The 13213-nt window shown below is 46.9% G+C and carries 12 protein-coding genes; 3 read left to right on the forward strand and 9 right to left on the reverse strand.

What is annotated here, in order from left to right; all coding sequences use genetic code 11:
- The 4 genes from CHL76_RS12185 to CHL76_RS12200 all read right to left on the reverse strand — a co-directional run.
- A partial coding sequence (locus tag CHL76_RS12185) for an aldehyde dehydrogenase family protein (RefSeq protein ID WP_143747445.1) occupies positions 1-175 on the reverse strand: 175 nt, incomplete at its 3' end.
- A gap of 32 nt (positions 176-207) precedes the next feature.
- A complete protein-coding gene (locus CHL76_RS12190; protein ID WP_186807346.1) occupies positions 208-1566 on the reverse strand; it encodes a GntP family permease in 1359 nt (452 codons plus the stop codon).
- Positions 1567-1581: 15 nt separating this feature from the next.
- Complete coding sequence (locus tag CHL76_RS12195) at positions 1582-2775, reverse strand: iron-containing alcohol dehydrogenase (RefSeq protein ID WP_094908727.1); 1194 nt, start codon at positions 2773-2775, stop codon at positions 1582-1584.
- 136 nt (positions 2776-2911) lie between these two features.
- Entirely contained in the window at positions 2912-4708 is a 1797-nt protein-coding gene (locus CHL76_RS12200) for a sigma 54-interacting transcriptional regulator (RefSeq protein ID WP_233133402.1), read from the reverse strand.
- 312 nt (positions 4709-5020) lie between these two features.
- Here CHL76_RS12200 and CHL76_RS12205 point away from each other — a divergent pair, with 312 nt between their 5' ends.
- From CHL76_RS12205 to CHL76_RS12215, 3 genes are all read left to right on the forward strand, one after another.
- Complete coding sequence (locus CHL76_RS12205) at positions 5021-5674, forward strand: TVP38/TMEM64 family protein (protein WP_094908728.1); 654 nt, start codon at positions 5021-5023, stop codon at positions 5672-5674.
- A gap of 268 nt (positions 5675-5942) precedes the next feature.
- Positions 5943-6716 carry an SDR family NAD(P)-dependent oxidoreductase gene (locus CHL76_RS12210; RefSeq protein WP_233133405.1) on the forward strand — a complete coding sequence of 258 codons (774 nt, stop codon included), beginning with the start codon at positions 5943-5945 and terminating at the stop codon, positions 6714-6716.
- Positions 6717-6780: 64 nt separating this feature from the next.
- Positions 6781-7446 carry a haloacid dehalogenase type II gene (locus CHL76_RS12215; protein WP_094908729.1) on the forward strand — a complete coding sequence of 222 codons (666 nt, stop codon included), beginning with the start codon at positions 6781-6783 and terminating at the stop codon, positions 7444-7446.
- A 52-nt stretch (positions 7447-7498) separates the two neighbouring features.
- On the opposite strand, the gene CHL76_RS12220 is transcribed toward CHL76_RS12215, so the two are convergent.
- From CHL76_RS12220 to CHL76_RS12240, 5 genes are all read right to left on the reverse strand, one after another.
- On the reverse strand, positions 7499-8782 hold the full coding sequence (locus CHL76_RS12220) for a GntP family permease (protein WP_094908730.1): 1284 nt from the start codon (positions 8780-8782) through the stop codon (positions 7499-7501).
- A 37-nt stretch (positions 8783-8819) separates the two neighbouring features.
- Positions 8820-9596 (reverse strand): 3-hydroxybutyrate dehydrogenase, encoded by a 777-nt coding sequence (locus tag CHL76_RS12225; RefSeq protein ID WP_094908731.1) that lies wholly within the window; start codon positions 9594-9596, stop codon positions 8820-8822.
- 225 nt (positions 9597-9821) lie between these two features.
- A complete protein-coding gene (locus CHL76_RS12230; RefSeq protein WP_233133406.1) occupies positions 9822-11189 on the reverse strand; it encodes a sigma-54 interaction domain-containing protein in 1368 nt (455 codons plus the stop codon).
- A 164-nt stretch (positions 11190-11353) separates the two neighbouring features.
- Positions 11354-12541, reverse strand: coding sequence for an acetyl-CoA C-acetyltransferase (locus tag CHL76_RS12235; protein ID WP_094908732.1), 1188 nt, complete (start codon positions 12539-12541; stop codon positions 11354-11356).
- Positions 12541-13200 carry a 3-oxoacid CoA-transferase subunit B gene (locus tag CHL76_RS12240; RefSeq protein ID WP_094908733.1) on the reverse strand — a complete coding sequence of 220 codons (660 nt, stop codon included), beginning with the start codon at positions 13198-13200 and terminating at the stop codon, positions 12541-12543. The genes CHL76_RS12235 and CHL76_RS12240 overlap by 1 nt, the downstream gene beginning before the upstream one ends.
- Positions 13201-13213 lie beyond the last annotated feature (13 nt).

Below are 13213 nucleotides of genomic sequence, written 5' to 3' on the forward strand. Positions count from 1 at the left end.
GGTACGCCGCTTTCGACGCCTCCACGGCCTCGTTCACTTCGTCCTTCGAGGAAAGCGGGACGCGGGCGATCACCTCACTGGTGGCCGGATTGTACACCTGGTCGGTGGCGGACCGGGAGGTCACCCATTCGCCGCCGATAAAATTTTTCAAGGTCGTTACTGCTTGTTCCTGCATAATAAAATTCCTCCTTTAATATAGTAAACTGTTTAAAAAATTGAATAAGCCATGACAGCCAGGAATAAAACAATACAAGGCACGACAACGCTTACAAAAAAGATTGGTTTATAAGATCTTTTGTGCGTTTCTCCACAAATAACTCTTACTGTCGTGACCACATAACCATTATGCGGAAGGGAGTCGATTCCCCCAGAAGCCAGCGCAGAAATTCTGTGCATGTCTCCCGGGTTCAGGCCCTGAGCCATGTAAATAGGCGCCAGGATAGGAAGTGCAATGCCCAGCCCACCGGATGCTGACCCTGTAATACCACATATTACTGTTACGCCTATAGCTAACCCTAATAATGGCGGCCCCGGCATATTTACCAAGCCATTAACCACGGTATCAAAAGCTGCCACCTGCGCTGCCACACTTCCAAAACCGACCACGGCACATGTATTTGCTAAAGCTACTAAAGCATTTTGCGTACCGGTAGCCAGGTAATCCCAAAAAGCCTGCAGGTGTTTACTCATACTAACACAAGCTAATGCGATTCCTGCGGTTAAAGCAATTAACAATGAAGACGTAGGATCAATAAACTGGGATAGAACATTCAAGATGATAATAACTAACACTAAAGGAGCGAATGCCAAGAAAATGTTCGGCAGTTTGGGTTGATGCTCCGGATCGTGCTCCGGCTCGAGTTCTTCTGCTTCAACTGCCGCAGCGGTTTCTTCTTTAGTTTTATGAGAAGGCCCATACGGAAGAGAAAATTCCTCTCCATTGTCGCTGGCCTTTTTAACCATTCTACCAAGCCACCAGCCGCCGGTTACCATCACCAGCAGGGCGCTTAAAATACCTATGACTCCGCCGGCTGTCGGTGCTGTATCAAAAAATTCTGTTGGTATAATATTTTGGATTTCCGGAGACCCCGGGGCTGTCATCGTAAATGAAATAGAGCCAAACACTAAAGCTGCCGGAATAAACCTATGGGGAAGATTTGCTGCCTGGAACAATGAAACAGCAATAGGATAAACTGCGAAGCCGACCACAAATAAACTTACTCCGCCGTACGTCATAATCGCAGCAGCAGCTACAACCGCAAAAACTGCCCGTTTCGCTCCAAGCTTTTCTTTCGTCCAATGGGCAATACTATCCGCCGCTTTGGTCTCCTGTATAATCTTTCCAAAAATAGCTCCGAGAAGAAATACTAAAAACCAGGAGGCAAAGTAATCAGTAAAACCAGTCATATAGTTATCCAACAGGGCATTCTGAAGGTTTAACCCTCCTGTAACCGCCACAACGATGGAACTAAGCAGCGCTGCTACGATGATATTAATACCTTTCATCGTAAGGTAAATTAACAGGGCAAGAGAAGCAATCAGCCCTAGCATCCCCACAATACTCATTTTTCGCCCTCCCTTTTACCTCACGGTTTCTTCATCGTAATTATAGCTGTAGCAAATCCGGTATAATTCTTTCATTTCTTCCCCGGATGGTACCCTGGGGTTTTTTTCTGGGCTGCCGCTTTCAAATGCATCTTTTACCATTTTATCAACAGCACTTTCAAATTGTGCTTGGTCAATACCCCACTCCTGCAGATTAGGTATCTGTAGATTCCGGCAAAGTTCTTTCACAGAACTGATGGCAATGTCTGCTGCTGCTTCGTTTGAATATTCTTTAGCTTCTGGCTTGAAAATTCTTCCTAAGTCAGCCAAACGATCAATGGCAGCTTCGCGGCTGAATTCCATAACAGCCGGCAGCAGCATTGCGTTTGAAAAACCATGAGGCACATGGAAAAGGGCTCCGATTGGACGAGACATCCCATGCACTAAGCATACGGAAGAATTCGAAAAAGCCCATCCTGCCTGCAGCGCACCTAAAGCCATTTTCGCCTGGGCCTCCACGTCTTCTGGATCGTCATACGTTTTTTGCAGGTTCGGCACAATTAATTCCATTGCCGACAGTGACATCATATCTGACAGAGCGTGTGCCTTCTGAGAAATGTATGCCTCGATGGCATGACTTAAGGCGTCTACCCCCGTAGCAGCCTTCACTTTTGCAGGAGCTGATTTAGAAAGTTCAGGGTCAACAATGGCTGCCTCAGGCAGAAACGCAGGCTGCTTCACCATCATTTTCACTTCATTAGCAGTATTAGTAATGATCGTAACGTCCGTTGCTTCCGAACCAGTCCCGGCAGTGGTCGGAATGGCAATATGAGGGGCGGGGGCGTACGCAGCCTGTTTTTTTCCTCCCATATAATCACCTATATATCCACCATTGGTGCTGAGCACCGCTACCGATTTAGCCGTATCGATGCAGCTCCCTCCGCCTATTGATAAAACTACATCACAATCCTTTTGATGGAATAGTTGCAATGCTTCTTCTACAAACTGGTCCGTGGGTTCTGAGCCTACTCCGGTATACGTAACGCTATCTACCATTTCTTCTTGCAAATGAGTCCGGCACTTTTCAATGTATCCTAATTGATCCATCATTTGATCACTAATAATAAGCGCTTTTTTTCCCTTTTGGGCAGTTTCTTTTCCTACTTCCTGGAATGACCCTTTGCCGTAGTGAATAACTGACGGCGATTGAAAAGCTGTAGGTATATTCATTAAATTTCTCCTCCTTTATATCATTCTTATTGCAAAAAGCATGCCAACATTTAAACCCCTTTATAATAACGCTTACAAAAATAAGACTGTAGATTGTTTGTACAATCTACAGTCGATATGTCATTATAGTATACATTTATTTTAAATTATATTTTTTTAACTTTTGATAGAGAGTAGTGCGATGAATCCCCAGTTCTTTTGCTGTTTTCAATTTATTTCCGCTATTTTTTTCAAGCGAGTTATGAATAATCTGTTTTTCTTTTTCTTCATCATTTGCTTTCAACGTGGGGATTTTTCCTTCCACACTCCTATTTTCTCTCTCCTTTAATAAATAAGCAGGTAAATGTTTCTTTTCAATCACTTCTTCTTCTAATAAGACCACAAGATTTTCTATTACATTTCTCAGCTCGCGGATGTTTCCTTCCCATTTGTACTGAATAAACATTTGCAACGCTTCGGACGTGATAGTTTTCACCGCTGCCTGATGCTTGCTGCATATTGAAGTTAAATAGAAAGAAACAAGGGAAGGGATGTCTTCTTTTCTTTCCCGAAGAGGAGCGACGGGGATTTCTACGATGTTAATTCTATAGTACAAATCCTCCCGGAAGCTTCCTTTTTTTACTTCCTCATATAAGTTTCGGTTCGATGCGGCTATAATACGGGCGTCAGTTTGAATCGACTCCAGGCCGCCCACCCGTTCGAATTCTCTCTCCTGCAGCACCCGGAGCAGTTTCGTCTGCATATATAAAGGCATTTCGCCAATTTCATCCAAAAATATTGTTCCTTTTTGAGCCAATTCAAATTTCCCCGGTTTTCCTCCCTTTTTTGCTCCTGTAAAAGCTCCTTCCTCATAGCCAAAAAGCTCGGATTCAATTAAATGCTCCGGCACTGCTCCGCAATTGACGGTGACAAACCGCCCAGTTGAAAAAGGGCTCAATTCATGAATGCTTTGAGCAAACATTTCTTTTCCCGTACCGCTCTCCCCAGTTATAAGCACAGTTATTTGCTTTTTAGCTACTTTCCGCGCCAAAGATTTTGAAAGCATTGTACTTTCACTTTGCCCAATAATTTCATCGAGCGTGAACCGGGCACTGCGTTCTGCACTTATATTCACAGCTTCGTTTGTTAACTGCTCATTTCTATAGCTTTTCTGCATATTCTCATAAATTTTATACAGCTCGTTTAACCCTTCAAAGATAAGCATGCCAACTGCTCCCACCACTTTGCCGTTTTTCCATAGCGGAAGCCGGTGAACGACCATAGCCTGGCCATTAATATACTGAATGGCACCTCGCTCCGGAAGGCCGGTCCGGATCGTTTGATGTAATTTTGTATTCTCTATGATTTCTTCCACTTGCCTGCCTATCGCATAATGTTTATCAATCCCAATAAAACGGCTGTACGCATCATTAAATTGGATAATAATTCCGTTATGATCTACTACCGCCACTCCTTCGTATGCTCTTTCGAGAACAATATCCAAAATTTCAGCTGTATGCTCGAGCCTGTCCGCCTTCTGTAATAAATCCGACAGGCCATCCGTTATATTATTCCGATTCAGCAAACCCAGTAATTTGTTATTTCCGTCCCTGACGATAAACCATGCCGAATTACTTCTATAAACATTCAGCAATGGCTCGTTTTGCTGAATGATAATAAAATCCTCCTTACCTAAAAAATCAGCAACCGGATTGCTTCCTGCGTCCGATAACAGATATGGAAGCAAAAGCCGCGGCGTAACGAGTCCAATTGGTTTATTATCACTGCTTACAATGACTGCGCTTTCTTTCTGTGAGGCTGCCATCAATTCTGCCAGCTCCTGCACACTACTATCTGCCCCGGCGGTCAAAGGGGCAGAGTCCATCCAGTCCTGTACTAAAAAGTTATCTTCCAATTCTCTTATTCTTCTCTGTGGTTCAAAGCTATTATTCAAAACAAGCCTCCTTGTTAAATTTTATTCTAATAATGAAGATCCCATGCCGTCATCGTAAATATAATCGTTTGCTTTTTTGTTATTTTACTTTAAATAACTATGGCAGTGATAACATTCGATACTTTTAATTATCTCCAATAACTACAAAGTGAAAACGCAGGCTTGCTTGAATCGCAGCTGGAATGCTTGGGGAAATGAACCCAGAAATGATACGTTATCTTCACAATTAGTTTTTTATTTCTACTGCAGCTTCATCTAGTCTATAAGCGTTTGCTCTCAACTACACAACCGCTTCGAAAGGAATGAGCACTTTTGCTCCCACTCCCGCGTTGGTTTAAGGTTATTTTTATTTTATTAGCATTCGGCGCCGCGTTCTACATTACTCACTTTTATTTCGAGGTCAGCCCCACCGACATCCGTAAGTTCGTATTATCATTTGGATGGTGGGCTCCAGTGATTTTCTTCGTTGTTTATATGATTGGCCCTTTCGTATTTTTCCCTACTTCTGTCCTTTCGCTCGGGGCAGGGCTTGCCTTTGGTGTCTGGCCCGGTGTTCTTTACATCATTTTCGGGGCTACTGGAGCAGCAGTTACAGGCTATGTCACGGCCAGGCTGCTCGGCCGTTCAGTTTTGAGGTTAGAAAATTTCTCCTGGTCGGAAAAACTGTTCAGCCAGATGGAAAAACGCGGGTTTATATATATTTTCGTATTACGGCTGATTCCAATTGTAAGCTTTGATTTACTCAGCTACGCAGGCGGGATTGCAAAAGTCCGTTTTAATTCCTTTATTCTTGCTACCGTACTGGGAATGATACCGGGCACGTTTGCCTATAGCTTTCTCGGGGCCAGCATTGCGTCAGGCAATATTTTTATATTTATTACCGCTGCCGCTTTATTTTTATTGTTAGTTGGCATTACTTATTACTTCCGGGAGCCTGTCAAAAGATGGCTCGGCCTTGCCTCCTGACAAATCTTGAAAAAGCTGTATTAATGGCCGGCCTATGCTTTCTTATCCGCATAATTTATAGCGGAAAACAAATAAATTCATTTTAAAGATTATAATGAGGAAAGAAGACAGCGTTGGCTGCAGATTTGTGGAAGTATTGTCCCGGGGCATATAAACTCATAGATTAAATGTAGAAAAGCAGGGGTATCCGTACAGGGGATCCCTGCTTGTTTGTTTTACTGTTTAATTAATTACAAATTTTAATATAAATACCGAAAGGACCGATAGAATGTCTATGAATTTATTTTCTCTTTCTAACCAAGTGGCTGTTGTCACCGGCGGCGGGAGCGGCATTGGAAAAGTGATGGCAGAAACACTAGCCGGCGCCGAAGCCCACGTGGTTATTCTCGGACGTACCCAAAGCAAAATTGAGGAAGCTGCTGGCGAAATCCGTGACGAGACAAAGGCAGAAGTGACCCCTCTCGTCTGCGATGTCACGGATAAAGACCAGATTTCACAAACAGTCTCCCTTATAATGGATGACTATGGGCGGATCGACGTGCTTGTTAATAATGCAGGTACTGCTGCTTATGGCAAAGTGGAAGACATAAGTGAAGAGGACTGGGAGCATGTGTTCAATACGAATTTAAAATCCGCGTTTCTGATGACGCAGGCCGTCGTTCCCCATATGAAAAAAGCTAATTACGGCCGCATTGTGAATACTGCTTCGGTTGCCGGTGGCGTAAGCCTTTTCTTCAGCTCTGTCTATGGCCCCAGCAAGGCTGGCCTTATCCACTTTACTAAACAATTGTCGGGTGAGCTTGCCCCTTACGGCATTACGGTGAACGCGATCAGCCCATGGTTCTTTAAAACAGATTTTAATGCCGGCTCACTCGAGGATAACGAGTTTCGTCACTCCGTCGAACAGCGCACCCCAGTCCAGCGCACAGGCCGCCTTGACGAGCTTAAAACTTCCGTATTGTACCTGGCAGCCCCCGGATCCAGCTACGTGAACGGCCAAAACATTTACATCGACGGCGGAATGACTTCGTTTGGTCTATAATACGGTATTCGTTTTTGGGGGGTATTTTTATTCCTGAAGCAGCAACAAAGAAAGGAGCTTTTTGATGTCTGCAAATTCTATCTTTGCCTTCGACGTATACGGCACTTTGTTTAATATCAAATCGGTTGATACCACCTGCGAGAAATATTTCCCCGGCCGCGGAGAAAGCATCGGCCAGCTTTGGAGACAAAAACAAATCCAGTACTCCTTCCTTCGCCAGGCGATGGGAAAATACGTCCCCTTTTCCTCTGTCACAAGAGATGCTCTGCGATTTTCGCTAGCCGCCTACCATCTGGAATGGACGGCAGATACGGAGCAAACACTAATGGAAGCTTATAACCACCTCTCTCTCTATGAGGAAAGCCTGTACGTTCTGCAGAAGCTTAAAGATCAATCTGCCACCCTGATCGTATTCAGCAACGGCTCGAGAGACATGCTCGAGCCCCTGCTTGAACAGGCGGGATTAAATGACTATCTGGACCATGTGATCAGCGTGGACGACATCAAGCAATTCAAGCCTTCCCCGGCATCGTACCAGCTCATTTTAGAAGCTGTCGGGGCCCCGCGGCATGAAGTTACTTTTCTATCAAGCAACGGTTGGGATATCAGCGGCGCTAAAGCATTCGGCTTTACCACAGCCTGGATTAACCGCAGCGAACAGCCCATCGAAGAATTGCAGCTTCCACCTGATTACCAATACACCACGCTCACCCCGTTAACTCAAGAATGATTAACATCATTAAAGACGCCCTGCCATAGCCGCAGGACGTCTTTGTTTTCCTCTATAGAACTCCGATTGTATTCAGCAGAATAACGATAATGACAGAAATGATCGGAATCAATACTGCGACAACGAAGATATCCTTGTAGCTGTCTTTATGGCTCATGCCTGTAATCGTCAGCAAGGTCAGCACTGCACCGTTATGCGGAAGGGCGTCCAGCCCTCCTGAGGAAAGGGACGCAATCCGGTGAAAGGCTTCGGGGTTAATCCCTGTATTCATCGCGATCTGGTAGTACTCTTCGCCTAGTGCCTCGAGCGCAATGCCCATCCCTCCGGAAGCTGAACCTGTCGATCCGGCCAGAATGTTAACGGCAACGGCTTCGGAAATTAATGGATTGCCGCGGACTCCCATTAATAATGAAGTCAGCTGGTCAAATCCCGGAACCTCCCTTACTACGCTCCCAAAACCAACCGCAGCGCTCGTATTAATGATGGCAAGCACGGAGCCGCTCGCTCCTCCATTAACGGCCGGCACAAACTTTTTAAATTTAGTCAGGTTCAGCAGCATAATAAGTACTATTCCTGTGAGGAGTGCTACGACGATATCCCAGCCGAAAAGGTTCAGCGTTAAAAGCACTGTAATCAATGGCAGAACCGACAGCATAAATGGCGGGGCCTGTTCTTCTTTTTCCATCATGCTCTTATCCTTCGGTTCCGTGAAATGCTCTCCCTTTGCTGTCATCTGCTTCTCGCGCCACCGCAAATAAAAGTATCCCCCTACGGCCATCACCAGGGCTGCAACAATACCCATTAACGGGGCGGCCGTAGCGCTTGTACGGAAATATTCGATCGGAATCAAGTTTTGAATCTGAGGTGTTCCGGGCAAAGCCGTCATTGTAAACGTAAATGCCCCTAAAGCTACCGTCGGGGGCAGCAGCCGGCGGCTGATATCCGCTTCTCTGAATAGCGAAATGGCAAGCGGGTAGACTGCAAAGATGACAACGAACAAGCTTACGCCCCCGTAAGTAAGCACCGCCGAAGCCGCCAACACCCCTAGAATTGCCCGTTTGGTACCAATCAGCTTCGTTAAAGCTACAGCCACGGATCTCGCCATACCCGTGTCCTCCATCAGTTTTCCAAAGATGGCCCCGAGCATAAATACTGGAAACCAGCTTTGCGCGAAATCAACGAAGCCGCTCATATAGGTGCCCGTATACGCATCAAGCAGATCCAGTCCGCCGGTCAGCGCTACAATACCGGCTGCGACCGGTGCCACCCAAATGATGGACCAGCCTAAGTAAGCGAGGACCATTAATGTGATTAAGCCCAGTAAAATTCCAAGCATGATTTTTCCTCCTTTTTTCTCTTAAGCAAGTCCCTGCTTATTGCGCGGTGTACCCGCCGTCAATTAATACACTTTGTCCGGTTACGCTTTTCGCCTGATCCCCGGCCAAAAAAAGTGCATAATCTGCTACCTCCTGCGGGGCAAGCAGCCGCTTCTGAGGTACAAGTGGATAGATAACCTCCTCCAGCGCTTTCTCTAAAGTCACGCCCCGGTCTGCCGCCAGGTCTTCCAGCTGATTACGGACAAGCGGCGTATCTACATATCCGGGACAGAGAGCGTTCACTGTAATACCGTGCTCCGCCCCCTCCAGAGCCGCTACTTTTGTGAGACCTATTAATCCATGCTTGGCGCTGTTATATCCTGCTTTTCCGGCAAAGCCTATCACCCCATTGATCGAAGACATATTAATGATGCGGCCATGCTTTTGTTTTTTCATAATTGGAATGGCTTTTTTCATCATGGAAAACGGCGCTGTCAGCATGATCCTGGTCATTTTTTCAAAGGTTTCTGTGGGAAAGTCTTCGAGCTTTGCCAAATACTGCATCCCGGCGTTATTAATGAGAATGTCCACCCGGCCGAACACTCGCAGCGTTTCCGCAAAAGCTTCGTCTACCGCCTCTTCATTGGTAACATCGCAGGCCAGGCCGATACAGGTGAAGCCTTCATCGGCGATTTCAGCAGCGGCCTTCTGTACTTTGTCTTTATCAATATCTGTCAGCACCACCTTTGCCCGCTGCCGGGCAAAGGCTTTTCCAATGGCAAGCCCTATACCGCTGGCTGCCCCCGTGATGAAGACGACTCTTCCTTCAACCATATACGTATCACTCCTAATAATTTTTAAGTAATCGCTTTCAAAAATGACCCTATGTTGAAAGCATTCTCTGTTTATATAATTGCAAGAACCATGCCAAAAGTTATTTTTTCCTATTTCAGCCTTGAACCCCGCCGTTACTGCTTCTTTTCGAAAAATTAAATTTTAAAAAAGGAAACCCGTTCCAAAACTTTGGAATGGTTTCCTTTAATGTGGAATATTCATCTGTTAGTCCAGGCCGTATTTCATGATTTTATTGTAGAGGCTGGATTTTCCTATCCCGAGCAGCGCGCAGGCTTCCCGTTTCTCCCCGTTCGCTTCTTTTAACGCCTGCACAATCGCTTGCTTCTCTGCTTCTGCCAGCACCTGCTTTAACGGTTTCGTTTCCCACTCCCCGCCTGCAGCTCTCTTATCCGCCATACGTTCAGGAAGATCACTCAGCTGGATTGTTTCACCTTCGGCGAGATGTACCGATGCTTCGATCGTGTTCTCAAGCTCCCGAACGTTGCCCGGCCAGGAGTAATTCAGAAAGCGGTCAAGCACCTGCTGATCGAACGCCGTAATCCGTTTGCCCAATCTTTTCGTAACTTTTTGAAGCATGAACTTGCTAAGCAGTGGGATATCCTCCGGGCGGTTCCGCAGCGCAGGAATCGTAAAGGAAATAACGTTAATCCGGTAGTATAAATCCTCCCGGAACTGCTGCGTTTCCATCAGCTGTTCGAGCGGCTGATTGGTGGCTGCCACCACCCGGACGTCCAACTGCCGGGGCCCTTGTGCACCAAGCGGCTCAATTTCGCCCTCCTGGAGCACACGCAGAATTTTCACCTGGGTATTCAGTGGCATGTCACCTATCTCATCCAGAAAAATGGTTCCCTGGTCAGCCAGCTGGAATTTCCCCGGCTTTCCTCCCTTTTTCGCACCGGTAAACGCTCCTTCCTCGTAGCCAAACAGCTCGGACTCAAGCAGATCACCCGGTATCGCAGCACAGTTCACTTTCACGAAAGGCTTCATGCTTCTCTCACTCAGCTTATGCAACCCCTGGGCAAATAATTCCTTCCCGGTGCCCGTTTCTCCGCGCAGAAGTACGGATACGTCACTTGAAGCTACTTTACGCACGTTTCGTTTTACTTCTTCCATTTCCGGAGACACACTGAGCGCATCATGGAGGGAATAAGACGTTCCGTTCAGCTGCTCCACCTTCTTTTGGTACGATTCAAGCTCGAGCATTAAAGTTTTAATGTGCTGGTTCATTTCCGCCCATTCTTTTCTGTCCCGGAACATGACCAGTCCAAGCGCCCCAATAATGTACCCATTATTGTACAAAGGAACGCGGTCGGCGATCATATAATTGCCTCTGATATACTGCATGTTTGCTTTTTCTGCTTCTCCTGAAGCTACTACAAGATGCATGCGCGTGTTTTCTATTACCTCTGTCACATGACGCCCGACCGCTCTGGAGGCGCTTGTGCCGAGAAATTCATAATAGCGTTCATTCATAAACGTGATGATTCCCTGTTCATCGACAATAACCACACAATGATGCAGACTGCCGAACAATATGTTGCAAATATGCTCCATGCCTTCTAAATGTTTCATGACTCCCACCCCATTATTGCGGCTGACGTTACTGATTAAATGTTAACGCTCCTAAAAATTTTTTCAATAGGACCGGAAATTTCATCTAACAAAAAACATCTCCGGCAGCCAATCAGCTTGCGACGGCCCGGAGATGTTTTTTAATTGCTTGTGCTCAACCTTGATTAGACTCTTTCCACGACGGTGGCGACGCCCTGGCCGCCTCCGATGCATAATGCCGCCAGTCCTTTATCTGCCTGCTGGCGTTTCATCTGGTGAAGCAGGGTCACGAAAATTCTAGTGCCGCTTGCTCCGATCGGATGCCCTAAAGCGATTGCTCCCCCGTTTACGTTCAGCTTTTTCGAGTCAATATTCAGGTCTCTCTGCACGGCGAGCGACTGGGCAGCAAATGCTTCGTTTGCTTCAATCAGATCAATTTCTTCCATCGAAATGGACGCTTTGTCTAAAGCCTTTCGGATGGCCGGCACCGGCCCCAGCCCCATCACACTCGGATCCACGGCGGCACTGGCATTGCCGGTGATGCGGGCCATGCCTGTAATGCCCAGTTCCTTCGCTTTCTTCTCACTCATAACAATAACGGCTGCGGCCCCGTCATTAATGCCGGAAGCGTTGCCTGCGGTCACGCTTCCGTCTTTTTGGAACGCCGGCTTTAATTTTTTGAGCTTTTCCACCGTGGTACCGCTTCGAATGTGTTCGTCCTGCGACACCTCGAGGGGATCTCCTTTTCGCTGAGGCACGTGCACAGCCACGATTTCTTCATTAAATATTCCCTTATCTCTTGCTGCGCTTGCCTTTTGCTGGCTGGCGGCGGCAAACTCATCCTGTTCTTCGCGTGTGAATCCATATTCATGGTTGATATTTTCAGCCGTTACACCCATATGATAGTTTTCCACGGCGCACATAAGCCCGTCACGGAGCATGCTGTCGACCAGCTTCTGGTCCCCCATCCCGAAGCCGCTTCGGGCGTTCATCTGCAGATAAGGGGCCTGGCTCATGTTTTCCATTCCTCCGGCAACGACGATGTCCGCATCGCCGGTCAGTACGGCCTGAGCCGCCAGGTGGACGGCCTTCAAGCCGGAGCCGCATACTTTATTGATAGTCATCGCAGGCACATTTTCAGAAAGACCGGCCTTTAAAGAAGCCAGACGGGCAGGGTTCTGTCCGAGTCCCGCCTGCAGCACATTTCCCATAATGACTTCATCTATTTCTTCCTTCGGGACACCGGCGCGTGCAAGCGCTTCTTCGATGACAAGCGCCCCCAGATCCACAGCTGGCACGTCCTTTAAGCTTCCCATAAATCCGCCGACCGGCGTACGCACCGCTCCGTCGAGCAGAACATGTTCTGTTTTCATTATTTTGCCTCCCGGTCTACCAGAGCTTCATCTATTGTAAAAGGAGCTTCTGTATACTGCTCCACTGTTTTTACATCTGCTCCGTTCAGTACTTCTCTCAGCACCATGCCCGACGGTGTAAAATCAAAGACGGCCATATCTGTAATCAACCGGTCCACTACTTTTTCACCTGTCAACGGCAAAGCGCACGCTTTACGGATTTTTGATTCTCCATTTTTATTCGTGTGCGTCATGATGATAACTACTTTTTGCGCTCCCTGCACGATATCCATGGCACCTCCCATGCCTTTAACCATTTTTCCGGGAATCATCCAGTTTGCCAGATCTCCCTGGCTGGACACTTCCATTCCTCCGAGAATCGCCAGGTCGATATGGCCGCCGCGGATCATAGCAAAGGATTCTGCGTTATCAAAAAAGGAGCCTCCCTGCTTCACGGTCACTGTCTCTTTACCGGCGTTGATCAGGTCTGCATCCACATCTTCTTCCCCAGGATAAGGGCCGATGCCGAGCAGGCCGTTTTCGGAATGCAGAAAAATATTTTTTTCTGCCGGAATGTAGTTGGCAATCATTGTCGGCATGCCAATACCCAGATTCACAATCGTCCCGTTTTCAACTTCCTGTACTGCGCGCTGGATAATATTTTCTCTTTGACTGCTCATAGTTCTCCTCCTT

It is taken from the genome of Marinococcus halophilus, from assembly GCF_002265875.1.
GTDB lineage: Bacteria > Bacillota > Bacilli > Bacillales > Marinococcaceae > Marinococcus > Marinococcus halophilus.

Bases quoted from the DNA above. Each gene is read 5' to 3' on its own strand.
- CHL76_RS12190 (WP_186807346.1), bottom strand. From the start codon at position 1,566: ATGAGTATTGTGGGGATGCTAGGGCTGATTGCTTCTCTTGCCCTGTTA.
- CHL76_RS12195 (WP_094908727.1), bottom strand. From the start codon at position 2,775: ATGAATATACCTACAGCTTTTCAATCGCCGTCAGTTATTCACTACGGC.
- CHL76_RS12210 (WP_233133405.1), top strand. From the start codon at position 5,943: ATGTCTATGAATTTATTTTCTCTTTCTAACCAAGTGGCTGTTGTCACC.
- CHL76_RS12215 (WP_094908729.1), top strand. From the start codon at position 6,781: ATGTCTGCAAATTCTATCTTTGCCTTCGACGTATACGGCACTTTGTTT.
- CHL76_RS12220 (WP_094908730.1), bottom strand. From the start codon at position 8,782: ATGCTTGGAATTTTACTGGGCTTAATCACATTAATGGTCCTCGCTTAC.
- CHL76_RS12225 (WP_094908731.1), bottom strand. From the start codon at position 9,596: ATGGTTGAAGGAAGAGTCGTCTTCATCACGGGGGCAGCCAGCGGTATA.
- CHL76_RS12230 (WP_233133406.1), bottom strand. From the start codon at position 11,189: ATGAAACATTTAGAAGGCATGGAGCATATTTGCAACATATTGTTCGGC.
- CHL76_RS12235 (WP_094908732.1), bottom strand. From the start codon at position 12,541: ATGAAAACAGAACATGTTCTGCTCGACGGAGCGGTGCGTACGCCGGTC.
- CHL76_RS12240 (WP_094908733.1), bottom strand. From the start codon at position 13,200: ATGAGCAGTCAAAGAGAAAATATTATCCAGCGCGCAGTACAGGAAGTT.